Genomic DNA, 24096 nt, shown 5'->3' with positions numbered 1-24096 from the left:
GAAAAGTTTTATCACACATTGTCAATGAAACTTTTCCGGCATTATTTTTTAGTAATATCTGCCGCCTGTACAGCACAATCCGCTGCCGCACAAATTACAGCACATATTTAATAATAGAAGTTTTACACAAAAATCACACGTGCCGTTATCTGCGGAGGAACGTCCGTATGCCCTGCCCTGTCCGGCATACCACTGACCGCCGCTGACTAACTGGCGGTAGAGCATCTGATACTGCATATTATCCGGGTCCATTGCCACTGCACGCTGGGCGTGTTCAATCGCCGTTGCCTGTTCACCCTTTCCAGCATGTGCCTGCGCACTGTAAAAGTACCAGCGCCCGTCACGGTCTTCAATTCCGTCAAGCACATTTAACGCTTCAGCAAAGCTGCCGCTTCTGATATAATTGGCGGCAGCTCTTAAATAATTGCTGTTCTTGTCATCTGCGGTATTCTGCCTGCTTTGTCCGCCCTGATTATACCCGTAGCCAAAAGGGCCATACCCCCAGAATCCGCCAAAATCACCGAAATCGCCATACGCACCCTGCCCGCGGTTCTGCGCATCTCCGTCATAGCCGTAGCCGCCCGCATTGTAACCATAACCACCGGAAGCGGCATTTTCCTTTTCTTTCATAATCTGATTATACGCCTGCTGGACGGTTTTAAACATTTCTTCCGCCTGCGCTTTATTCGGATTATTGATATTGGCATCCGGGTGGTATTTCCGGCTCAATGCCCTATATGCTTTTTTAATTTCCTCATCGGAAGCATCTCTTGATACGCCGAGAATTTTATACGGATCTGCCACTGTTTTCTCCTTCTTGCTTTTTAACTTTTATTCGTTTTTCCTTCGCCGCCTGAAACCTTATCCAGACACCGGAATACAATATATTCCTTAAAAGCTGCGCTTCTTCCACTATCGGAAGCCGCTCAAATATCCTTACACAGTCTGCCATCATGGCATTTAATATACTTTCACAATAAGCATCAAATCCCGGCTGGTCCACATGGGTACAAAACACATTATACCGCCCGGCTTTTATATCTTCCTCTGCATCTTCATACGCATCACACAGATAAATAAACTTGCCTAACTGGTATCCCATTTTCTGCAGTTCCTCTGTCCACTCATCCTCTTTCATCGCCATGACAACGGACATCACTGTGGCAAAATAGGACGCTGCGCGGTCGATATTTTCTTCTCCCGCTTTTTCTGCAGCCGAAAGCCCGGAAAGTGCCTGCCGGATTGCTTCTGCTTTCTGCGGGTATTTTCCGCAGATCTTTTTTACCTGCCCTTTTAAAAGTCTGGAATAGGTCAGTCTTGTAACTTTCTTTTCATCTTTCCAGTCATCCACACATTTATAATATGCCATCAGCACATTCATATCCGCAACATACGATGTCACTTCATTTTTGCGTACCGGATGTTTTGCCACAGGATGTATGATGCACCGTTCTTCTAAATACGCTGTCTGTGGCTCGTAAAGCCCGGTGAGCAGAATCACCAGAAACGTCATATCATAACTCAAAGAAACCTGCCCCCGGATACCGTACTGCTCTCTTAAAATGTCACACAGCCCGCAGTAATAGGAACGGTATCTGTCATATTCCTTAAACTTTAATTCCGGTTTGTTGACAATCACATATCCATACATGCCGAGCGGTTCCTTTTCCTTTAATTTTTCTGTAATCTTTCTATATCTTTCTATATCTTTCTGTATCTTTTTACGCAAAAACCGGAGTACCGCTTCTTTGTACTCCGGTCTGTGCCTATCATATAACAAGTTTGATTTGCCGTCAATTCGTACAGAAAAGAAATTATAAAATCTTTATAGATTCTTTACGAATATTCCCTTTGGATTTGCCATGCCTGCATTATTTATAGGAAACAGCATTGCCTTTACCGCATCCGCCGGATTTGCGAAATCATTTTATCAATCTGCCGCTCATACTCGGAACGGATGGTTTTAATCCTGAAAAGCGGCAGTCCGATGCTTTCAAACAGCTCATTTTTAAATTTATCAGTCTGTGCCGCCTGTCTGGTTTCATGGGATGAATCGTCTAATTCAAGCCCCGCCTTAATATGTAAATCTTTATTACAGATTAAAAAATCAACATGTCTGGATTTGATATACCCTCTGTATTTTCCGATATTTTTCGTTCCGGTAACGGATATAAAATCCTCCAGACGTACTTTGGGACATATCCACAGTCCGTTTTTTGTACATTTTTCTTCTAATATCTTATAAAATGCATATTCTGTCTTTGTCAGCAGAAACTTCTGCCGGTAAGGATACTGCCGTCTTTTATGGCAGCGGTAAAGCAAAAGCGCAGCCACTGCTGCTGCCAGCAGGACTGCCGCAATCTCTGTCTGTATCTTCATATCTTTCTTTTTCTCCATTTCTGCCGGTAGTCCACAAACCGGAGCTTTTCCGTTCTGCAATAAAATTTTCGGCAATTCCTGTAATTGTATAGAAAGAATGTGCAAAGCACATAAAACAAAAACCGCAACCTCCATACAGAAGTTACGGTTCTTTCCTTAGTGCGCCGCCAGGGGTTCGAACCCTGGACACCCTGATTAAGAGTCAGGTGCTCTACCAACTGAGCTAGCGGCGCTTATATTCTCTTTGTTGTCTGCGAGCGCTAACAACAAATGAAAGTATATACGAGTTTTTCAAAAAATGCAAGTATTTTTTTAGTATACATTTAAGCCTGCAATTTTCAGGCAAAATAAAAAGCCCCACAACCTGGCTCCTGTGACCAAATCATAAGACTTCTTTTAGTGCGCCGCCAGGGGTTCGAACCCTGGACACCCTGATTAAGAGTCAGGTGCTCTACCAACTGAGCTAGCGGCGCTTATTTAATTCATCAGCTTGTTTCTCTCAAGCACAAAAGGTATTATACGAAAGAATTTTATAAATTGCAACCCTATTTTTGTATTTATTTAAAAACAATTACGCTTTTTTTACAGTTTTCTTAGATTTCTAATACTTTTCCTGCCTTTTCCTATTGCTTCTATATAATAAAGAACGTATAATTTTTATAATAGCAAGAATTCCAAAGCCATTCGCCCATATAAACCTGCTTATAAACGTGTGAATGTCTTTAACAAATATAGATGACAGATAGGAGTTACTATGGAAAATCAAGATAAAAACCATACCGATGAACCCATTCCAAAAAATCATTTTACACCGAACAGCCGGTATTTTACGATTTTAGTCTATGCACTGGCTTTTGTTCTGGGTGCGATTTTAATTTATATTTTTATCGGACATTTTAATGTGACACTGCGGCTGATTGGACAGATTACGCATCTGCTTTCTCCGTTTATTACCGGCGCTTTTATTGCATTTGTTTTGTATCCTCTGGTGCATCTGCTTTACCGTGATGTCTTTACCAAACGGTTTAAGATGGCTGTGCGCCCTGCAAAAATGCTTTCTATATTAGTATCCTATCTGCTGGCAATCGGTATCATCACCGTTCTTCTGGTATTTATCATTCCGCAGATATACGAAAGTCTGAGTGATTTAACACAGCTGCTGCCGGTATGGTATAACAATGCCGTTGCCTTTTTAGAACAGTTTGAGGAAACACACACAGCACTTTCCTTTATTGATTATAATGTATTAAACGAAAAAATTTACTCCGCCCTGCCTAAAATCGTAGATTATCTAACCGGCATTATGACTAATATTCTGCCTGTTATTGTTTCTGCCTCCATGGCAATTGTTAAAGGCGTATTAAATTTTGTTATTGCAATTATTGTGTCTGTTTATATGATTTCAGACCACAAGATTATTTTTTACCATTTTAAACGGCTGATGTACACGATTATGCCAAAGCAGACGGCTGATACGACACGCAGTATTCTACGTGAAAGCGGTAATATTTTTTCCAGCTTTATTATCGGCAAAGCAATTGATTCCCTGATTATCGGTATTATCTGTTTTGTATGTACAACAATTTTCCGTTTCCCATATGCCGTGCTGCTGAGTGTGATTGTCGGCATTACCAATATTATTCCGTACTTTGGTCCGTACATGGGCGGTGTTATCGGCGGTATCGTCATTTTGATTGTCAGCCCCGTAAAGGTCATCTTCTGGGCAATTTTAATTTTAATTATCCAGCAATTTGACGGTCTGTATCTGGGTCCGAAAATACTTGGCGAAAAGACCGGACTGCGCCCGCTGTGGGTTATCTTTTCCATTACCGTCGGCGGCAGCTTATTCGGTGTTGTCGGTATGTTTTTAGGTGTTCCGTGTGTTGCCGTACTAAGCTATATTTTAAATCTGGCAATCGAACATTTTTTAAAAAAGAAAAATATTTATATTACGCCGTATGACAATACGGATGAAATGTAATTTCCGCAGAAATACTTTTGCAATAATAAAAGCCACAGGAAGCGGTTTCCGGGTGTTTGTCCCGCAAGCCTGCTTTCTGTGGCAGTTTTATTTGTTTATGTTATGTTTACCGGTTTGTGTTTTTCAAGTCAGACATTTACTTTGAAAAGGAAGCACCCAGTGCTGTATTTTGTGTACCTGCTGTATACAGCGGGCTGTCACTGCTTACTTCATATAAGCCGGAAAGATTTATGCTTCCGTCTGCATTTCTGAAAATGCTGTGATAATCTGCAGTATAAGCACCGGTTGCAGCATCATAGCCCGGAATCTGTGTACTTACAAAATCCGATGCACTGACTGTGTAATCTGCGCCTTCGCTTCCGCTGTACTTGGTCTTTGCACCGTCTGTACATAACCAGTTATTTACCCAGTATGTACCCACACCTTTATAGTGATATAATGTATGGCTTACAGTGCCTAAGAACTGGTCTGTTGCCGTAGTCTTTTTCTCTGCAAAGGATAACAGATTGGTATAGGCTGCATCCTTTGATGTTCTGTAGCACATATAATTTGCCTTTGCAGCATTATACATACCGTTGTTTACAGAAGTACAGTTGGTCAGTGTCACTGCACCGCCGTTTCCGTTGTCTGTAAATCCTGTTGCACCGTTGTTAAATGCAATGCAGTTGGTAACAACATGCGGTGTCGGACACTGCTTATTGCTTCCGCCCAGCTTAAATCCATTCATATCGCCGTTTGCCGAACCTTCGCCGTTGGTTAATTTACCGTTACCAAAAGCTACACTGTTTTTAATCGTTACAACGCCTGTAGAACCGGTTGCCGGCTTTGCGTATAAATCCCAGCCGTCATCGCTGTTGCAGTAAGAAATACATCCGTCAAAGACATTTCCCTCACCACAAGTCAGCTTTGCTGCAAATCCATCTGCATTTTCACAGGTTGCTTCATCTTTGTTATCAAATGCCGTACAATTTAAAATGACGTTGTTCGACGGCCATAAGTCAATCGTATCGGCAGAAGTGTTGTATCTGCTGATCTGAAGACCGGAGTCATGGTTTGCATAGAACTGGCACAGTTCAATGATATTGTTATCACCGGATAATAACATACCGTTATCGCCTGCATTGCAGATATCAATATCGTAAAAATGCCAGTAAGAACCGTCTAACACGATTCCTCTGTTGCTTCCGAGTTCTGCCATTCCGCTAAAGTCAATGGTAACTGTTCCGCCGTTTATGCTGCTGATGGTTTTATAAGCGCCTTCTGCCCCGCTGTTGCTCTCGGCAATTACGATTGGCGCACCATACAGTTCATAAGCCTTATAAGTTCCTTCTTCCATCCAGATGGTATATCCGGCTGAAATGCTGTTAATCGCTGTCAGTAAATCCATCGGCGCATTCTGTGTACCGGCTGCTGTTGACTTTCCGGATGGAGATACGTATAAATCACACTTTGTCTGTTCCGGTTCTGACGGAGTTGTCGGTGTTTCCGGTTCAGACGGTGTTGTCGGCTGCTCCGGCTGTGTCGGTTCTGTCGGTGTCACAGGTGTTGTCGGTGTTTCTGACTGCTGTGAAACAGACATATAATACAGATTACCTGTACTTTCCTTTGTAATTTCGTGGCTGCCTGCCTCAATTTCAAGACTTAAAATACCGTCTGTCAATGTGTAAACAGTTCCGTCTACCTTGATGTCACTGCTGTTCTTCTGATTGAAAACCAGTACCAGTTCTGCCTTGTCTGTCGTTGTAAATGTAATCTTTGTCTTGCTTTCAATCTTTAAGCAGGTATCTAACGAAAGTCCGTTATAACTTACTGTTCCCTTATTGGAAGAAAGTTTACCGGAAATCGTATAGAAATCACTGCTTGTTCCGTCCGTTGAGAAATTATGTACCTTTGCAGTTGTTTCTGCCGGTGCTGTTGTCGGAGCTTCTGTTGTGGCTTCTGTTGTACTTTCAGTTGCCTTTGTTGTGGCTTCCGTAGCCTTTGTCGTGCTTTCAGTTGCTTTGGTTGTAGCTTCCGTAGCCTTTGTTGTGCTTTCAGTTGCCTTTTCGGTTGTGGACGGTTCTACGTCTACTCCTTTATAGCCGCCGATTGCAAGGACAGAGGATTTGTAATTAACAACCTTTGCCTTTAAGGCTGTATCAACGCTGTAATTGGTATCATCAGATTCCTGGAATGTCCAGTCAAAGTCACCGCCATTCATACGTCCTGCATATTTTGTAACAATTGACGGTACATCCTGCGGATCATCAATATCTTCTTCTGCTACGCCTAAATCATAAGCACTGCTTGTATCAAAGTTATTGTACGTTGTTGCACCCGCAACGGTCTTATAAGAAGATGGCACGGTTTCTTCTCTTGAAGAAGCAAGATAAGCATCAAAGCTTACTGCATCTGCCTTGGCTGTTCCGGTATCGGAATTGGCATAAATTAAGCTTGAAGCACCAACTGTAATGTTGTTGTATGCCTTAATCATACCGCCGTTTTCACCTGAAAATGTACCCTGTCCTAATGCATCTGTACCCTGCATTGAACTCATCATCGGATTCTTGCAGTTTCTGTAGTAGTTTGCTTCTACAAATGCGGAGCTTCCCTTGGTTGTTCCGACACCGTACTTGGCATTGCCGTCAAAATAATTATTGTAAATATGGACTGAGGCAACTCTGATTCTCGGATGACGGGAATCAGAATGATCAAACCAGTTATGATGATACGTTACAAGGAATTCTGCGCTGTCACTCATGCCGCATAAAGAGCATTTTCCGGAATCCCAGAAATGCACATACGATACGGTTACATTGGTAGATGCACCCTTAATATCCACAGAACCATCACCCTTTGCCTGGTCTGAATCGCCACCTGTTGAGCCATAGAAAATATCCATATTGTGAACCCAGATATTGCAATTCTTTGTATCTAAGGATATACCATCATCCATAAATGCCATTACTGCAAAATTTCTGAATTCCACATTTCCACTGTTTCTTACAAGAAAACCAAATCCCTGAACAGCTGCATCTTCACCGACACCTTCGATTGTGATATTCATTTCGGTGTAAGCACTCTTACCCTTCAGCTGAATACCCTCTGCTGAACTTGAAAAATGGTCTACATCATCTGCCGTAACACAGCCTACGATACGAAAATCAAGCGGCGAAGTATCTTTTGTTCCTGCGCTCTGCTTTGCATCTAAAATTGACTGGAAACCTGTTACTTCCTTGCCGTTTACAACGGCCGTACAGGTCTTTGCTGTTTCCGGTGTCACATAGATCACCTGTGCATCCTTCTTTAATGTACCGTCATCATTGTAAGCACCTGAACCCGTCTGAAACTTTGAATTTTCAGAAAATGCAAAGCCGCTTCTGTCGTACTTTTCAACCTCTAATGAAGAAGTTGATTCAGAAACCGTCTTTCCATCCTTTAATACGGCTGTTACCTTCATCACATAGCTGCCCTCTTTTAAACCGAGTGCATCTGCTCTCCAGTAATCTGCGTACTGACGGATTAACGTATCGTCAAGCTTCTCATACGCATCATCTGATGCGGAAGCCTCCTTTACATATGCGACATAGCCTTCTGCATTTTTAACAGGCTGCCATTCCACATATGCACTTTCCAGCCAGCCGGACTGTTCTGTCAGTGTCAGACCTGCTGCCACCGCTTTTACTTTTCCTGCAAAAGCCGGTGTCACTGCTGTTATTACCATGGCTGCCGTCAGCACATAGGAAAACAGCTTTTTTACTTTGCGATTTGTTTTCATTTTCATAAACACCTTCCCTTCGTTTTAGTCATCGCAAGGGTAATGGTAGCATACTCTTATTTTTATGAAAATGAGACTTTTGGCATATCTTTTGTTAATTTATTGTAAATCTTTTCCTATATTCTGTGTCTTTTGACCGTTTTTTCTGTATATTTTTCAAAATTTCTTGTATTGTTATCTGTACATTTATTTGTATTTACAGCCCGGACGGGTATTTACCATTTTTTTGACCTCATTCCAGCTTCTGCAAAAACGAAGCAGTTTTTTATTGACTTTTTTTCTGCAATACGCTTCTCTTGAAAGGCTGTTGAGCCATCTTGACTTACAGACACGCACTGTTTTCACGCTCCGGTTTCATGTTCTTTCTATATTATATGATACCAGGGTGCTATGTGCCAGTGGCATACGTTTAGCGTGAACCGAAGCGGATCGTAGACGTGGGAGTGCGTAACACGGAATCATCCGAAGATATCATAGTTGAGGGCTTTTGCCCCCGATATCATTATATGCAGTATTACCGCTTGGCAATCAGTTTACAGATTGGATTGCCGGCCTTGGAAAAACGTTCCTCATATTCTGTCATGACGTTTCCTTCATTTAAAGCTGCATCGTGGTGTAAATCATATGTACAGGCTGTCAGTTTCCATTCCGCCTCTTTGACTTCTTCCACGGAAAAATCAAATAAATCCTTGTTGTCTGTTTTAAATTCGACCTGTCCGTCCTGTTTTAAAATGACGTTATACCGCGCAAAAAACTGGCGTGAAGTCAGACGTCGCTTTGCATGTCTGTCCTTTGGCCACGGGTCTGAGAAATTCAGATAAATGCGGTCAACTTCTCCCGCACCGAATACTTCGCAGATATTTTCTGCATCCATTCTGATAAAACGCAGATTCGGCAGCTGCAATTCTTCCTGTTTTTCAACGGCACGAAGCAGCACGCTGGAATATTTTTCGATTCCTACATAATTAATATCGGGATTTTGTGCGGCAAGTGTTGAAATAAACCTTCCCTTGCCCATGCCGATTTCAATCCGCACCGGGTTGTCATTGCCAAACACTTCATGCCATGTGCCTTTCATGCCTTCCGGTTCTGTAAATACATATTCATTTTCTACCATCACTTCCCTTGCACCGGGAACATTTCTAAGTCGCATATTTATTTCTCCTAACTGAATGATTTCGTATATTGTGTGCCATGCGGGGATGATTTGTGCAAGCACAGTTCTGCTTTCTACCCGCACTCGCGAATTCGCGCTGACGCGCTCTGCATTCTGCTTCGCAGAATATTCGCTCGTTAATAACGCAAGAAAAGGAAATGTCTGCTTCGCAGCCGCTATTGCTTCTCTCGGACGCTCGCCTCCGGCTTTGCTGGGTGTTGGCTCTATTCGCCGTGCTCGTCCGAGAAAGCTTTCAGCTTTCCCGGACTGTCGGGCATTCGCCCTATCGGCTAAAATCGTCTAAAAGTGCTTTGTGCAAGCACAGCACTTTTTTCCTCTTTCAGCCGGCACGGCTCATTGCTTACGCACATTATATAATATTCCCCTATATTTACACAACTACTACTTTACAGAAAGTTTTTCTTAGCGTAAACTAGTAATTAAACGATTTTAATTGAATTTTTGTTATATGGAGGTTTTTATGCGCAGCAAATGGATTAACAGGGTGCTGTCTGTTGCTTTACTTTTTACAACATTGACCACTTCGGTTTCTTATACATTTACAACAGCTTATGCAGAGGAGGCAGGGGCTTCTACACAGCAGTCTGCACAGTCTGGGGTTTCATGGCCGGAGGCACCGGAAATTTCGGCGGGGAACGGAATTTTGATTGATGCCGATACAGGGGCAATTCTTTATGAAAAAAATGCCTATACCAAGTGTTATCCTGCCAGTACCACAAAAATTTTAACCGGTCTTTTAACCGTGGAAAACTGCAGTATGGACGAAACTGTTACTTTTTCACGTGCCGCAGCCAATTCGGTTACATGGGAAGATTCTAACCTTGCAACAAAGGTCGGCGAACAGTATACGGTTGAACAGGCTTTGTACGGACTTTTACTGTATTCCGCCAATGAAATTGCCTATGGTCTTGCAGAGCATGTCGGTGGTTCTTTGGAAAATTTTGTAGAAATGATGAATGCCCGTGCAAGAGAACTGGGTGCGGTAAATACCCACTTTGCCAACGCAAGCGGTCTTTATGACCCGAACCATTATACAACGGCTTACGATATGGCAATGATTGCCCGCGGCTGTTATAACAACTCTACTTTCGTCAATATTGATTCGACAGAAGATACGTACACCATTGGACCTACAAATCTGACCGGTGAAAGCCGTACTTTCCGTCACAGACACCAGATGTTAAAAGGCCGTCCGATGTATTATGAATACTGCAAAGGCGGCAAAACCGGTTTTACGGACCAGTCCGGTTTTACACTCGTAACCTTTGCGGAAAAAAATGATATGCGCCTGATCTGCGTTGTTTTTAACTGTTCCGATTCCAATATCCGTTTTACGGATACACGGACACTGTTTGACTGGGGATTTGATAACTTTAAGAAAATTACCGCTTCAAGCGATACCATTTCCTCTTATTTTTCGGGTTCAAATTATTATCAGTCTGCTGTATACAGCCGCTATCCTGAAAATTTCAGTCTGAGTGCTTCTACGCTGACCATTCCTAATCATGCGAATGTAAGCGATATTACGCTGGCGGTCAATGAAAATTACACGCCGGAAGAAATTGACAATGCCTATACAACAGGTATCCGCTTTAAATACGGCGATAACACGGTTGCCACTTCTTTACTGACATTCAGTAAAGGCACGGCACACACGGATAACCGCCTACCGTATCTTTCACAGGATGCTGATACTGAAACGGTTCAGCCGCGCTGGTGCTTTTCTATCAGCATCTGGGTAATTGTGGCAGTCTTTGCCGCCGTTGTCATTCTTATCTGCTTCATTAGGGATTATCAGATGTCCAGACGCCGCAGCCTGCACGCACGCAGACACCACAGACGCCGCCGGTAACAGCTGTAAAAAAATATTCAACCAGCTTTATTAAACCAAAAAACTCCTTACAGGGTGCTTAGCCTGTAAGGAGTTTTTTGGTTTTTCCGATATACTTTTGCATTCCGCAAATATCTTATTGGATTTATCTTGTATTTGCCCTGTTGTATATCGTATTTTGTATACTGTATCCGCTATACGGTATATCCTCTGTTTCCTGATGCGTTTTCAGCGATTTCGGTTGAAGTACCCATATTAGAATACGTCAGTCCCGCATAGACCTGTTCGGCATTGCGCATGACCGGACCGGTTGTATCCTGTCTGCTGACCTCATAAAATGACTTCCGAAGCTTTGAAAGCATGGAAAGCACTGTATCCAGTACCGTCACATCATGCCCTGCATCTGCCTTTACAAGAAAACGCATCATGGAAACATATATTTTAAACAATTCCTTTGAAATATCATATTGCATATCCAGACTGCTTTCCAGCTCATCTACGACACGCTTCGCCCGCTTTAAGGATGCATGATATTCATCATCGTTTTTCTCCCGGTACGCCGCCTGCGCATCCTGCACCGACTCCATTGCAATATCATATAAAATAACAATCAAATCCGACTTTGATGCCTGTGACACCCGGTAAGAATACGTTTTAATCGAATCACTTTTCATAATCTGAAACCTTCTTACTGAAGAATCTGAAGTACGGTTGACGGTCTTTCATTGGCCTGGGCCAGAATAGAAGTTGCCGCCTGTGTCATAACATTTAATGAAGTGTATTCTGTCATTTCTTCTGCCATATCTGTATCGGTCATGGTTGAAATGGCTGATGTCAGATTTTCAGACGCTGTTCCTAAGTTGTTGGTTGTATGCTCAAAACGGTTTTCGTAAGCACCCATCTGGGAACGGACACGATTTGCATAAGCAACAGCCGTATCAATGGTATCAATGGCTTCACTTGCCGTAACCGATGTCATGACATTTAAATTTTCTGTTCCGAGCGTATAACTTGTAACTGCCGGAATGTCTATCAGAATCACCTGATTTTCATTGGCACCGACATGAACGCTCATCGTTCCCACATCTGTTACTTCCTGTGTAACCTTTGCAGTCTGTGTGCTTGTTGCCGTAGACTTATCATCTGCTTTTACTGTATCAGAAAACTGTGTACCTGCCACATTTGACGGTACATCCGTTACAAATGTTCTGTTGTTGACATCCTTTACCGTTACTCTTGTGCCGCTTGTTGAAATAACTGCGCTGTCTGCAAATCCCACACGCTTGCCGTCATTGTCCAGAGTAAATTCGGCCTGTACGTCACTGCCTTCTGCATACATGCCACTATTTGTTGCTGCTGTGGCAATTCCAAGCATATTTGCTAACTCTGCATTACTGCATGTGATATTCATGGTTTTTGAACTGCCGCTTTCTTTTGTCATAAATACAATATTATTACCGGCATAGCTTGTCTGCGGTTCATAGCCTGCATAATCTGTGCCGTTTACCTTTGTATCGTTTGTGGCACCTGCCGTAATTGCAAAAACACGTCCGCCAATCTTATCCGCACCGTCAACCAGCTTACCCATAATGCCTGCGAGTGTATCACCCTCGGAAATTTCAATCCCATAGCCGTTCATGCTGATTGTTCCTGCCTGCTCCTTTGTAACCGTTGCAGTATCACTCATGGTAACCGCACCGTTACCAACCACAATTGCCTGTCTTGCATCCTGTGTAATGGTAATGCCATAATTTCCGGCCACAAAATTATCCGATACTTCAATCTGATTGACACCTTCATAATTAGAGTAAACACGTCTTGAAAGATTACCACTGATTAAAGTCTGTGAATTAAATTCTGTGTTGCTTGAAATTCTGTCGATTTCTGAATTTAAGCTGTCAATTTCGCTTTGGATCGCACTGCGTTCATCAACGGAGTTTGTTCCGTTGGCTGCCTGTACAGACAGCTCCTTCATTCTGGCAAGCATGCTCTGGATTTCTTCCATCGCACCTTCTGCCGTATGCAGTACGGATACACCGTCTGCCGCATTGTTATCCGCCTGATTTAAACCACGCAGCTGTAATCTCATTTTTTCGGAAATTGCATATCCTGCGGCATCATCTGATGAACTGTTAATTTTATATCCTGATGAAAGTCTTGCAATCGACTTTGTTAATCTGTCCTGTGACTTCTGCAAAGCATTGTTGGAAACAATCGCAGAAACATTTGTAGCTATTCTCATTGTCTATACGTCCTTTCTGTTGTCTGAATAAAACATCTGTTGATTATATCGGTTTATTTCTAAAAAACCATAAGCCTGTTCCATAAAATTTCACATTTGCCGGTTTACGCTTATGCGTTTTCTGTCTTTCCCGCCAAAGCATATACTATCGTCTTTGCCGCCTTGTACAGTTTATCGGATGCCACGCTTTCTGCCGCTTTATCATACATTACACGGCGTACGGTACGGATATCCTGACAGTGGACTTCCACCTCTTTGAATCCGTTGTTTTCCTTTAGTTCTTCTGCCGCCTGCTCCAGTTTTTCAGAAAGCTTATCGGCGCTCGTATCGGAAATGCCGTATAATTCGGCGCTGTCACTGCCGACCTTTGCTTCTACGGAAACGGTTCCAAGCTCCTGCGTATTTAAGTGAACTGAAATTCTTCCCTTTTCTTTGGCATCCTGTACCAGTGTCAGGTGAATCATGCCGACACCTTCCTCTGTCACCATTGGAATCCGGTAATCATGTCTTTGGCTTAAATTGCGGATTAACCCAATTTCCCTGTAACGCATTCTCAAATCGCGGATTGTTTCGTAATCCTGGTTGTCATCTGCGGCAACTGCCGTTTCAAGGTCTTTTGCGGCATCCTCTTCCAGATCATCATATGCTGCTTCGAGTGCCTGTCTGTCACCTGACTTTTCTAAAAATGTCTCTGCTTTTGCAGTGTCTTTTTTATCTTCACCAAATACACTGTTATAATAGCCTGACTGCATAATGTGTTCCATTGCAAGCACCTGATTGACCGTTACCGGCTGTTCATTGTCTGTCAGTTCTTTGATAACCGCCTCTTCCATGGCAGATGAACTACGCAGTGTATTTAAGTATTCATCATAATAAGCCGCTTCTGCATCTTCATCATAAGCTGCCTCAATATCCTCGCAGAAGGCTTCAACCGAATGTTCGTCAATCGGCTGTTCCTGCTGTACTGTCTTTAACGACAGCGGTGTCACATGCTCCCCTGTTGTTTCAAATAAATTACCGAAATAATTCACCTTTTCCTGAATCTGTGGAATTGCTGCCTCATCATCTATCGTATAATCCATGCCTGCGGCACGTCTGCTGTTATATGCCTTGCACAGATTTTCCATGGTGATTTCTTCATTCTGCTTGACCAGTGTTCCGATTGCCGCTCCGGCATCCTTTGTAAAAATGTTCATCATCTTGTAAATGCCGATAAACTGGTTTCTCTCCTGCTCACTAATTCCGTCAGTCTGATCTAACTTATATAAAAAGCGGCTGTATTTTTCCTCTTTATCGTTATCCTGCTGTGCATTCATTTCCGTCAGGTATGCATTGACCGTATGAATGTCTTCTGTCATCGGATTGATATTTTCACGGATCATCGCAAGTGCCGTTTCCGGTTTCATATTCCGAATCAGATTTTGAAGGGTGCTGTGGATTTCCTTGATATTTTCAACACCTTCTTTTGTAATCTCCATCTGATTTTCCGCAAAAATACGTACTGCATCACGGTTTGCCTGTGTATTTTCAAGATTCAGTTCCTTTAAAATGTCTTCCGTGCTGGCATCTACGGCTTTTTTGAGCGAATCGCCAAGGTCCTTACGCACTTCTGTTCCGACTGCCCTGTATTCCTGTCCCGCCTGCTCAAACTGCTGTCTGAACGCACTTCCCTTCTGCGCAAAGTCGGCAATCGTCATCACTTCATTTTCGGCTTTTTCTTTGACAACCGCTCCCATCGATACATCCGGTGCATATTTAATATCATGCAGCGCGCGCTTGACCTGCATTACCGTCTGGTAAGACGATACAATCATATTCATTGTGCTGTCTGTTCCGGAAAGTCCTGCCACTGCGGCCTGTGTCTGACCTTCAAGGCTGTTCTGTGCTGCGCCTGCCGTTCCGGCTGTCTGCTGTGCCATACCACCTGCCGTATTCTGCTGTGCCTGTGAATCCTCAGCGTAGAGTGCCACCGCCTGATGATACGCATCAAGCTGTTCAATAAGACTTGCAATCGGCTCGGCATTTAAATTGACCCCCTGTTTTGCAAGAAACAGTCCGGCATCGGCAGTCATTAAAATACGAATCTGCTGTAACTGCTCGTAGCGGTCATAAACCTGCTCATTTTGATAATCCTGTACATTCTCCTGCACAAAATCCATGGTGCTTTCTTTGCTTCCAATCTCAAACTGAAAACGGTAAGAAGCCGCATCGACACTGTTCATTGCATTTCTTAAATTTTCAATATTAAATGTTTCATCATTTTCCGTTACATAGGCCACATGGCGGATGTCCGCATTATATACGGTACTGATTGCATCGGCAACCGTCTGATACGTTCCCGTACTGTTAATTAACAGCGTATCCGATGCATTCTCTCCCTGTGCCATACCGTTTACAATACTGCCAATCAGCTGTTTTAAGCCGTCCCCGGACTGTAAATCCGAAATATTTAAGCTGTCTAACTGTACTTTATATAAAATATTTTCTTTGGTGATTGGAATGTCATTTTCCAGTAGATTCCGTGCGGTTGACAGTGTTGCCCCATTGGCCTCAAGACCGGCGCGTCCGATAACCGCCGCCGCCTGCGGCATTAACTGCTGCCATTCATCTTCCGTTACCGTCACCTTTGCGTTCTGCTGTCCCTGACTGCCCTGTAACTGCATATACTCTGCCTTGTATACATTATCAATTGTCGGTGCAAGCCGGTTTTTCACCAGATAATTTTTCGCTTCTCCACTTAAATCGGAAATCTGTGAAACCTTATCCACCGCGCCTGCAAGTTCTTCCACATTTTCCTGTGTTGCCGGAAGATTGCCTGCGCTCATCTGATTGGAGATTTCCTCTGCCATGCCCGTACTGCCGACAACCTGTTCAATCTCATCAGTGCTTAATCCCTCTCCCGCAAAATAAACTTTCTTGCCGTGTGATGCCAGTTCAATCTTAATGCGGTCCACGATACCGACCATTTCTTCCTGTGACAAATCATTCAGGTTAAATCCATCCTCGTCAATCTTTACGGCATCTGCACCGGAAAGGCGCTGGAACAGTGCCTTTAAATTGGCTTTGGCATTGGTCGCGCTCTGCATAAGCTGTTCTTTGACATCATCTGTTTCCTTTAATAAAGAATGATATGTGTTCTGGTCTAATTCCTTCTGATTCACCTGCATACCGGATATCAGCACATTGGCAAAGTCTGCTGCCTTTGTGCTTCCCTCTGTCTGTGTATTGTTTTTTATATTAATTGATGCACCCTGACTTTTGTCGGTGCCTTTTGCCAGCTCTGATGCTGCAATTGTTAAATCCATTCTTTTCACCTCAAAAAAATACTATCTATAGACACACCGTCTTATAGATAGTATTTCGTCACATTTTTACATTTCATTTAGTCCGATTTAGGATTCCTCATAATACTTCATCAGTCCCTGTGTGCCTAAATCACCCATGCCTTTGTCTTCCAGCGTTTCATACATTTCAAGCACCGTATTTAAAACTTCCAGATTGACATCACGGTCTTTGGCTTCCTGCGCGGCAATCTTCATGTCCTTGATAAAATGCTTCAAGAAAAATCCCGGTGCGTAATCGTCCTTTAAAATCTTTGCGCCAAGGGAACTAAGCTGAAAGCTCGCCGCCGCACCGTCCTTTACGGAAGCGTACAGCTTATCCATATCAAGTCCTGCCTTCTGCGCATAAGCAAATGCTTCGCACACGCCTGACAATGCACCCGCAATCATAATCTGATTTGCCATTTTTGTGTGCTGTCCGCAGCCTGCGCTGCCTTCGTATACAATCGTTTTCCCCATGGCTTCAAAAAGCGGCATACAGGCATGAAAATCCTGCTCCTCACCGCCTGCTAGAATCGAGAGTGTTCCGTTTTTTGCACCTGTATCTCCACCCGTAACCGGCGCATCCAGCGCGTGCTGTCCGTTTTTCTTTGCTTTTTCATAGATTCTTATTGCAAGCTGTGGACTGGTGGTCGTCATATCAATAAGGTATGTACCGGCGGCGGCACTGTCAAGTATATTTCCTTCCGCAAAATATACTTCTTCCACATCCTTCGGAAAACCGACAATCGTAATCACGGCATCTTTTCCTGCCGCACAGCTTCCGATAGAATTACACCACAACGCCCCCTCCTGCAATACATCTTCAACCTTTGCCTTGGTTCGCGCATAAATGGACACTTCAAATCCTGCTTTCATAAGGTTTCTGACCATAGATTTTCCCATAATGCCGACACCGATAAATCCGATTTTTTTCATGTGTATGCTCCTTTTGACCCTGATATCCTATTAGATCCGTGTTTTATTCTCAAGCTGCTTTGCCGTAAATTCATAAACCGCAATTCCATATTCCGGCAGATCAACCAGTACGGAATGGGAATATCCGTCGCAGTCCCCTTTATCCACAGTCAGCTGCTTTGCCTGTATCTTTTCGTGGCTGCCCAGCACCAGACGGTACTTGCAGTCTGCCGGAACACCGACACGGAACTGTTTTCTTGCCACCGGCGTAAAGTTTAGTACAAACAACAGGTTTTTTTTGCCATCCGGACTGATGCGGATAAACGAATACACACTGTTGTCCACATCATTGGCATTAATCCATGCAAAACCTTCCGGCTTATAATCCGTCGCATACAGGCACGGATAACTGCTGTAGAGCTTCATGCACTTTTTCGTAAACTGCTGCATTTCCTTGTGGGACGGATCATCTAACAGATACCAGTCTAATGCACGTTCTTCGCTCCACTCGTTCCACTGGGCAAATTCCTGCCCCATAAATAACAGCTTCTTGCCCGGATGTCCGCACATATAGGCATATGCAAGCTTTAAGTTGGCAAACTTGCTTTCCCGGTCGCCCGGCATTTTACCAAGCATTGAACATTTCAGATGAACAACCTCATCATGCGAAAGCACCAGCACAAAATGTTCACTGTACGCATACATTAAACTAAACGTCATCTTGCTGTGGTTAAACTTTCTAAAATACGGGTCAAGCTTCATATATTCAAGGAAATCGTGCATCCAGCCCATGTTCCACTTAAATGTAAATCCAAGGCATTCTCCGTTGTCCGGGTCACCGCTGACCATCGGCCATGCCGTTGATTCCTCGGCAATCGTAACTGCCTGCGGAAAACGCTTGCGCATCATACTGTTAAAATGCTTTAAAAAGCTCATCGCTTCAAGATTGCCGTTGCCGCCGTATTTATTCGGAATCCAGTTACCTTCTGTCCTTCCGTAATCCAGATACAGCATGGATGCCACCGCATCGACCCTCAGACCGTCAACGTGGAACTTATCCACCCAGTACATGCCGTTTGCAATCAGGAAATTGGATACTTCATTTTTACTGTAATCAAAAACTTTCGTTCCCCAGTCCGGATGCTCACCCTTTCTGGAATCCGCATATTCATACAGGCACTGTCCGTCAAATTCCGCCAGTCCGAATGCATCTTTTGGAAAATGTGCCGGTACCCAGTCTAAAATAACCCCGATTCCCTTCGAGTGCATGTAATCCACAAAATACATAAAATCCTTTGGCGTTCCGTAGCGTTTGGTTGGCGCATAATAACCTGTTACCTGATAGCCCCATGAACCGTCAAACGGATATTCTGCAATACCCATCAGTTCCACGTGCGTATAGCCCATATCCTTTACATAGTCTGCCAGCTCCGGCGCAATCTCACGGTAATTCATAAAACCGTCTTCGGTGCCGTCCTCTTTCTTTTTCCATGAGCCGAGATGACATTCGTAAATTGCCATCGGACTTTCTAAATGATTTTCCTTTTTCTTCTTTTCAACCCAGCTTTTATCGGTCCAGTGAAAACCTGTCAAATCCGTAATAATAGATGCATTGTCCGGGCGAAGCTGGGCTTCATTGGCATACGGGTCTGCTTTATAAATTGCTTCTCCCTGCGGTGTCACAATTAAGAACTTGTACATCTGACCAACCTTTGCACCCGGTATGAACAATTCATAAATGCCGCCGTCTGATACCGGTTTCATATCGTATCCGTAGGCTTTCCAGTCATTAAAATCACCGACTACAAAAATATCCTTTGCATGAGGCGCCCACACCGCAAAATAGACCCCTTCCTGTCCGTCCTTTACTGCCTTATGTGCGCCCATCTTGTTGTAAATCTCATAATGCGTACCTTCCCCAAAAAGATACGCATCCAGTTCTGTCATAAATACATCTGTTGAGTCTTTTTTAGCCATAAATATTCCGCCTCCGCCTTTACAAATTTTATTCTACTGTCTGCACGTTTATGATTATTAATTGTACCATACTCTACAGATAAATACTATTTATATTTTTTTTGCTTTTTTGTACAAAACTAAAACTAAGTGTGCTATACTTTGGGAAAAACATATATAATGATGTATACAAAAAAGGAGTACGTATTACAATGATTTACAATTTAATCAGTTCTGATTTGATAAAAGAAGTTACTTTTATCAGTGTGCTGTTTGCATTTATTTTGACCTGCGCAGCCATTGCTTTAGGCAAGAATATCCTTCCGCGCGATGCCGGACGTGCCTATGCCATCAACGGTTCCAAATCCGTTGGCAAGCCGCGTGGTGCCGGAATTATCTTTATACTGACTTTCACACTTTCCTGCGTGTTATTTATCAAACTGGATGCGGAAATTATCATTTATCTGATTTTAACGCTTGCGGCAATGTTAAGCGGCTACTTAGATGACAGTTCTTCTTCTCCGTGGGGCGAATTAAAAAAAGGACTGATTGATTTTGTCATTGCCTTAATGGCTGCATTTACTTATCTGCATTACAACCCGAATACCTTTGAACTGGCATTCTTTTCAAAAACCGTAACACTGCATCCGCTGATTTACGGATTTTTAATTGTCGTTTTAATCTGGGTAAGTATTAATGTGACCAACTGCTCTGACGGCGTGGACGGACTGTGCGGCACACTTTCTGCCGTAACGCTTTCCACTGCTTACGTGCTGTTCCGTGTATTTGACATTGAACCTTATTTCCGTCATGCAGTGCTTTTAATGATTGTATGTATTTTAGGCTATCTGTGGTTTAACGCTTCACCGAGTAAATTGTTAATGGGCGATGCCGGTTCCCGTGCAATCGGTATTTTTATTGCATTTGTATTCTTAAAGCTGCACCACCCGCTTTTATACATTCCGGTGGCGATTATGCTGATTTTAGACGGCGGTCTCGGACTGATTAAGGTTTCGTTTATGCGTTTCCTTCATATTAATCTGATGAAAAATATCCGCACACCGATTCATGACCATATGCGCAAGAACAAAGAATGGTCTGACGCTCAGGTTGTCTTTCGTTTTGCGATTATCCAGATTGTCATCGGACTGGCTGTTATTTACGCGATTTTGTAGGCATTTATGAAACACTCAACCACAAAAACCGCATATTACCACCTTCCCGGCCTGTTTGAATTTTACGATTTATACAGCGTTTTCCTGCCGCTGTTTTACAGCCACCGGGAATATTTTTACGACTGGTGTGACATTGCTTCTGTCTACGGTGCACCGGCCGACTGTATCTGGGGCGGCGGACGTGTTGAATCGGGAAACCGGGATCCACGGGAAGTTTTTGCACTCATGCGGGAATACGGCATTTCCGCACGGCTTACCTTTAGCAACTCGCAGTTAGAACCCGTACACCTTGCTGATAAAAAATGCAATGCGCTGTGTGCCCTGCTCTCGGAAAATGACCGTGTACAAAACGGTGTGATTATTCACTCGGATTTATTACTGGACTACTTAAAATCACACTATCCAGACCTATATTTTGTGTCATCGACAACCAAGGTTCTGACAGATTTTGCGGACTTTTTAAATGAAGTAAAAAATGATGATTTTCTGTATGTTGTACCGGACTTCCGATTGAACAAGGCATTTGACAGGCTCAATACTTTGCCGGATTTGCAAAAAAACAAGGTGGAATTTTTGTGCAACGAATGCTGTTTCTTTGGCTGTGTGGACAGAAAGCGCTGTTATGAAGCCGTGAGCCTTAACAATCTCGGCAAAAACTGTCCTGACCACCGCTGTAATGCACCGGATGCAAAAACAGGCTACCGTTTTTCCAAAGCCATGACAAATCCCGGTTTTATCGGGATTGATGATATTCAAAATATTTATCTGCCAATGGGATTTTCCAACTTTAAAATTGAAGGCAGAGGTCTGGGAAGCGCACTGATTTTAGAATTTCTTCTATATTATATGACAAAACCCGAATATCAGATTCATGTGCGGGAGGCTGTGTATCTGGATAATATGCTGGATTTGTTTTAGTGTGGCATAGTTTATATGCCACACCTATATCCACGCTGCTATCTTACTCCTGCTTATTTAACCTTCTCTGTCTTCTGTGTTCCCGCTCCTGTAACTGGCGCGCATGCAGCTTTTCGGCGCCCGCATCGTCCGTACGCTTTAAAATTTTCACTGCATAATACTGCTCATCATCGGTATGTTTAATCTTAAAACGTCCTTTTATCAGCCCGTGTTCCTCGCAGAAAAACAGACCGTAATACGTCTTTCCATTTGTCGCAAACCACTTAATTTTCCGCTCCATCGGCTTTCCGCACAAAAAGCAGTTGCAGGAGCGCACCCGCCTGTCATTTGCCGCCTTTTCCCGCGTATCAAATACCCGCGAAATATATTTACTGTAATTGCCGAAATTCATGCAGATTTCATCTTTGCGCCGCTTTGGCACGCGGTACGTGTCAATACTGTAAAATGCCCGCACCTTTTCAAAGTCCAGCAGTTTCATAAGCTGTGCCGTATACCGTGCATCAGACAGTGCCATGTGATACTGCTCCTTTTCCGCAATGCCACGCTGTTCGATTGCTGTCTGGAGTGCCGGTCTTTCTTTGCCATTTAAAAAACACAGACTGTATAATTTCTGTACATCATAGAATAAAAACGGCATCGGAAATTCCGCTTCTATGGCATAGTGATTTAAGTTACGCTGTAATTCCACCAGGTCCGTACTGCCCCAGGTGCAGAAAATGTAATCCTGTCCACACCATTCTAAAAAATCCAGTGCAGTATCCACAAAATGCTCCCCATCCGCAAGCATTTCCTGTGTAATGCCCGTTACTTCCCCGCAGACAGAATGAAGCACCGGATACACCTGCGGGCAGACCAGCCTGTCAAATTCATCTATGACATCAAATTTATTGTCCAGTTTTACGGCACCCATCTGGATAATCTCAAACGGCATGCCCGGCAGTGTATATTTTTTCCCCTTTGCACTCTGATTCCACTCTAAATCTAATACAATATAATTCATCATTATCACCAATCCGCTGTCTGTGCAGCTATTTTGTTCTTTGATTATATCAGAGTTTTATCTATCTGCAAAGTACCGTTTCTTACGATAGCTGTCCGTGCTTTTCGTAATTGGAAACGCGGCTGATATGATTTTCCTCATCGACAAAGACGACCTTTGGCTTGTGGTCTGCGGCTTCTTTGGCATCCATCTGGCAGTATGCCATGATAATTACATGGTCGCCGACCTGCACCTGTCTTGCCGCCGCACCGTTTAAACAAATCATGCCGCTGCCCGGCTCTCCGTCAATCGTATACGTTTCAAAACGGTTTCCATTTTCCACATCGACAATCTGTACCTGCTCATATTCCAGAATGCCCGCCGCTTCCATAAGCTTTGGGTCAATCGTGATACTTCCCACATAATTTAATTCTGCCTGTTTCACAACGGCTCTGTGAATTTTTCCTTTTAACATTGTAAGCTGCATCGTTTTTCTTTCCTTCCGAAATTTTTTTCAAATTTTTCTTATAAAATGCGGTTATCAATCAGTCTTGTCTTTCCAATGTATACGGCAATCGCCATTAAGACAGAATCCTGAATCGTTTCTACCGGCTCTAACGTATTCCAGTCCACAATTTCCACATAGTCCGGCTTTGCAAGCGGTTCTGCCGCCAGCTTTTCACGGATTGCCGCAGACAGTACTGCCGCACTGCGCTCTCCGTTTTCGTAAAGGTCTTGTGCTGCCTGTAAAGACTGGTTTAAAACAACTGCCGCTTTTCTTTCCTGCTCGTTTAAATAGGTGTTTCTGGAACTTTTTGCCAGTCCGTCTGCTTCTCTGACAATCGGGCAGCCCACAATTTCAATGCCGAAATTCAAATCCGATACCATGTGGCGGATAACGGCAAGCTGCTGTGCATCCTTCTGTCCGAAATATGCCTTATCCGGCTGTACAATGTTGAATAATTTTGATACAACCGTACACACGCCGCGGAAATGAATCGGACGTGTTTTTCCACAAAGACCTTTCGTCAGCGTATTCATATCCACAAAAGAGGAGAAATCCTTGTGGTACATTTCTTCCGGCTGTGGGTGGAAAATCAGCGCCGCACCTGCATTTTCACACAAAGCGCTGTCACGCTCCATGTCGCGTGGATAACTTTCCAGATCTTCACCCACACCAAACTGCATCGGATTGACAAACACGCTGACAACAACCTTATCATTTTCCGCAACGGCTCTGTCAATCAGGCTCTTATGACCTTCATGCAAATATCCCATGGTCGGCACAAGACCGACACTTAATCCCTGTGCTCTCCATTCTTTTACCTGTGCCCTGACTTCTGCAATCGTTTCTACTATCTTCATTTTAATCTTTATCTCCATTCCCGCAGGCACATTCTGTCTGCTTTCCATACGGACTGTCTGCTTTTGCTTAAAAACAGTACCGCCGGAACATGCTGTGC

At 43.4% G+C, this 24096-nt stretch carries 18 protein-coding genes and 2 tRNA genes; 4 read left to right on the top strand and 16 right to left on the bottom strand.

Annotated elements, in window-relative coordinates:
- Nucleotides 1–48: 48 nt before the first annotated feature.
- The 5 genes from LI288_RS13610 to LI288_RS13590 form a co-directional block, all read right to left on the bottom strand.
- The gene (locus LI288_RS13610) at nt 49–804 is read right to left on the bottom strand and encodes a J domain-containing protein (RefSeq protein ID WP_022432419.1); all 756 of its coding nucleotides are present in this window, start codon (nt 802–804) and stop codon (nt 49–51) included.
- Nucleotides 788–1729 carry a DUF5685 family protein gene (locus LI288_RS13605; RefSeq protein ID WP_264473998.1) on the bottom strand — a complete coding sequence of 314 codons (942 nt, stop codon included), beginning with the start codon at nt 1727–1729 and terminating at the stop codon, nt 788–790. The genes LI288_RS13610 and LI288_RS13605 overlap by 17 nt, the downstream gene beginning before the upstream one ends.
- Nucleotides 1730–1896: 167 nt before the next feature.
- Nucleotides 1897–2379 (bottom strand): DUF2726 domain-containing protein, encoded by a 483-nt coding sequence (locus LI288_RS13600; protein ID WP_227090959.1) that lies wholly within the window; start codon nt 2377–2379, stop codon nt 1897–1899.
- Nucleotides 2380–2539: 160 nt separating this feature from the next.
- Nucleotides 2540–2612: transfer RNA gene (locus LI288_RS13595), tRNA-Lys, on the bottom strand.
- Between the two features lie 167 nt (nt 2613–2779).
- A tRNA-Lys gene (locus LI288_RS13590) sits at nt 2780–2852 on the bottom strand.
- A gap of 281 nt (nt 2853–3133) precedes the next feature.
- Between LI288_RS13590 and LI288_RS13585 the strand changes: the two genes are divergently transcribed.
- Nucleotides 3134–4360 (top strand): AI-2E family transporter, encoded by a 1227-nt coding sequence (locus LI288_RS13585; protein ID WP_227090957.1) that lies wholly within the window; start codon nt 3134–3136, stop codon nt 4358–4360.
- A gap of 136 nt (nt 4361–4496) precedes the next feature.
- Here the strand turns inward: LI288_RS13585 and LI288_RS13580 are convergent, their stop codons facing one another.
- The 3 genes from LI288_RS13580 to trmB form a co-directional block, all read right to left on the bottom strand.
- Nucleotides 4497–8123 (bottom strand): pectate lyase family protein, encoded by a 3627-nt coding sequence (locus LI288_RS13580; protein ID WP_227090955.1) that lies wholly within the window; start codon nt 8121–8123, stop codon nt 4497–4499.
- A 180-nt stretch (nt 8124–8303) separates the two neighbouring features.
- The gene (locus LI288_RS13575; RefSeq protein WP_227090953.1) at nt 8304–8453 is read right to left on the bottom strand and encodes a hypothetical protein; all 150 of its coding nucleotides are present in this window, start codon (nt 8451–8453) and stop codon (nt 8304–8306) included.
- Between the two features lie 178 nt (nt 8454–8631).
- A complete protein-coding gene (gene trmB, locus LI288_RS13570) occupies nt 8632–9270 on the bottom strand; it encodes a tRNA (guanosine(46)-N7)-methyltransferase TrmB (RefSeq protein ID WP_022432424.1) in 639 nt (212 codons plus the stop codon).
- Between the two features lie 484 nt (nt 9271–9754).
- Between trmB and LI288_RS13565 the strand changes: the two genes are divergently transcribed.
- Nucleotides 9755–11146 carry a D-alanyl-D-alanine carboxypeptidase family protein gene (locus tag LI288_RS13565; protein WP_022432425.1) on the top strand — a complete coding sequence of 464 codons (1392 nt, stop codon included), beginning with the start codon at nt 9755–9757 and terminating at the stop codon, nt 11144–11146.
- Nucleotides 11147–11319: 173 nt separating this feature from the next.
- On the opposite strand, the gene LI288_RS13560 is transcribed toward LI288_RS13565, so the two are convergent.
- From LI288_RS13560 to glgB, 5 genes are all read right to left on the bottom strand, one after another.
- Complete coding sequence (locus LI288_RS13560; RefSeq protein ID WP_022432426.1) at nt 11320–11799, bottom strand: flagellar export chaperone FliS; 480 nt, start codon at nt 11797–11799, stop codon at nt 11320–11322.
- A 14-nt stretch (nt 11800–11813) separates the two neighbouring features.
- Entirely contained in the window at nt 11814–13367 is a 1554-nt protein-coding gene (locus LI288_RS13555) for a flagellin N-terminal helical domain-containing protein (RefSeq protein WP_022432427.1), read from the bottom strand.
- Nucleotides 13368–13477: 110 nt separating this feature from the next.
- Entirely contained in the window at nt 13478–16672 is a 3195-nt protein-coding gene (locus LI288_RS13550) for a DUF6240 domain-containing protein (RefSeq protein WP_227090951.1), read from the bottom strand.
- Between the two features lie 87 nt (nt 16673–16759).
- On the bottom strand, nt 16760–17626 hold the full coding sequence (locus LI288_RS13545; protein ID WP_227090950.1) for an NAD(P)-dependent oxidoreductase: 867 nt from the start codon (nt 17624–17626) through the stop codon (nt 16760–16762).
- Nucleotides 17627–17656: 30 nt separating this feature from the next.
- Complete coding sequence (gene glgB, locus LI288_RS13540; protein WP_227090948.1) at nt 17657–19582, bottom strand: 1,4-alpha-glucan branching protein GlgB; 1926 nt, start codon at nt 19580–19582, stop codon at nt 17657–17659.
- Nucleotides 19583–19773: 191 nt separating this feature from the next.
- Between glgB and LI288_RS13535 the strand changes: the two genes are divergently transcribed.
- Nucleotides 19774–20736: a phospho-N-acetylmuramoyl-pentapeptide-transferase gene (locus tag LI288_RS13535; RefSeq protein WP_022432431.1), complete on the top strand. Its 963-nt coding sequence runs from the start codon at nt 19774–19776 to the stop codon at nt 20734–20736.
- Nucleotides 20737–20742: 6 nt separating this feature from the next.
- Nucleotides 20743–21654 (top strand): hypothetical protein, encoded by a 912-nt coding sequence (locus tag LI288_RS13530; RefSeq protein ID WP_227090947.1) that lies wholly within the window; start codon nt 20743–20745, stop codon nt 21652–21654.
- A gap of 43 nt (nt 21655–21697) precedes the next feature.
- Here LI288_RS13530 and LI288_RS13525 read toward each other — a convergent pair whose 3' ends face one another.
- From LI288_RS13525 to panC, 3 genes are all read right to left on the bottom strand, one after another.
- Nucleotides 21698–22654 (bottom strand): 3'-5' exonuclease, encoded by a 957-nt coding sequence (locus LI288_RS13525; RefSeq protein ID WP_227090945.1) that lies wholly within the window; start codon nt 22652–22654, stop codon nt 21698–21700.
- An 82-nt stretch (nt 22655–22736) separates the two neighbouring features.
- Entirely contained in the window at nt 22737–23120 is a 384-nt protein-coding gene (gene panD / locus LI288_RS13520) for an aspartate 1-decarboxylase (RefSeq protein ID WP_022432434.1), read from the bottom strand.
- 38 nt (nt 23121–23158) lie between these two features.
- The gene (panC, locus tag LI288_RS13515; protein ID WP_227091056.1) at nt 23159–23998 is read right to left on the bottom strand and encodes a pantoate--beta-alanine ligase; all 840 of its coding nucleotides are present in this window, start codon (nt 23996–23998) and stop codon (nt 23159–23161) included.
- Nucleotides 23999–24096: the final 98 nt, after the last annotated feature.

The sequence above is a fragment of the Lachnospira pectinoschiza genome, assembly GCF_020564355.1.
Taxonomy (GTDB): domain Bacteria; phylum Bacillota; class Clostridia; order Lachnospirales; family Lachnospiraceae; genus Lachnospira; species Lachnospira intestinalis.
The sequence above is the reverse complement of the archived record's forward strand: the minus strand, read 5'-3'. Positions and strand labels throughout refer to the sequence as shown.

What these genes read in the sequence shown, in the direction of transcription:
- LI288_RS13600 (WP_227090959.1), bottom strand. Translation starts at nt 2,379, where the DNA reads ATGAAGATACAGACAGAGATTGCGGCAGTCCTGCTGGCAGCAGCAGTG.
- LI288_RS13585 (WP_227090957.1), top strand. Translation starts at nt 3,134, where the DNA reads ATGGAAAATCAAGATAAAAACCATACCGATGAACCCATTCCAAAAAAT.
- LI288_RS13580 (WP_227090955.1), bottom strand. Translation starts at nt 8,123, where the DNA reads ATGAAAATGAAAACAAATCGCAAAGTAAAAAAGCTGTTTTCCTATGTG.
- trmB (WP_022432424.1), bottom strand. Translation starts at nt 9,270, where the DNA reads ATGCGACTTAGAAATGTTCCCGGTGCAAGGGAAGTGATGGTAGAAAAT.
- LI288_RS13565 (WP_022432425.1), top strand. Translation starts at nt 9,755, where the DNA reads ATGCGCAGCAAATGGATTAACAGGGTGCTGTCTGTTGCTTTACTTTTT.
- LI288_RS13560 (WP_022432426.1), bottom strand. Translation starts at nt 11,799, where the DNA reads ATGAAAAGTGATTCGATTAAAACGTATTCTTACCGGGTGTCACAGGCA.
- LI288_RS13555 (WP_022432427.1), bottom strand. Translation starts at nt 13,367, where the DNA reads ATGAGAATAGCTACAAATGTTTCTGCGATTGTTTCCAACAATGCTTTG.
- LI288_RS13550 (WP_227090951.1), bottom strand. Translation starts at nt 16,672, where the DNA reads ATGGATTTAACAATTGCAGCATCAGAGCTGGCAAAAGGCACCGACAAA.
- LI288_RS13545 (WP_227090950.1), bottom strand. Translation starts at nt 17,626, where the DNA reads ATGAAAAAAATCGGATTTATCGGTGTCGGCATTATGGGAAAATCTATG.
- glgB (WP_227090948.1), bottom strand. Translation starts at nt 19,582, where the DNA reads ATGGCTAAAAAAGACTCAACAGATGTATTTATGACAGAACTGGATGCG.
- LI288_RS13535 (WP_022432431.1), top strand. Translation starts at nt 19,774, where the DNA reads ATGATTTACAATTTAATCAGTTCTGATTTGATAAAAGAAGTTACTTTT.
- LI288_RS13530 (WP_227090947.1), top strand. Translation starts at nt 20,743, where the DNA reads ATGAAACACTCAACCACAAAAACCGCATATTACCACCTTCCCGGCCTG.
- LI288_RS13525 (WP_227090945.1), bottom strand. Translation starts at nt 22,654, where the DNA reads ATGAATTATATTGTATTAGATTTAGAGTGGAATCAGAGTGCAAAGGGG.
- panD (WP_022432434.1), bottom strand. Translation starts at nt 23,120, where the DNA reads ATGCAGCTTACAATGTTAAAAGGAAAAATTCACAGAGCCGTTGTGAAA.
- panC (WP_227091056.1), bottom strand. Translation starts at nt 23,998, where the DNA reads ATGAAGATAGTAGAAACGATTGCAGAAGTCAGGGCACAGGTAAAAGAA.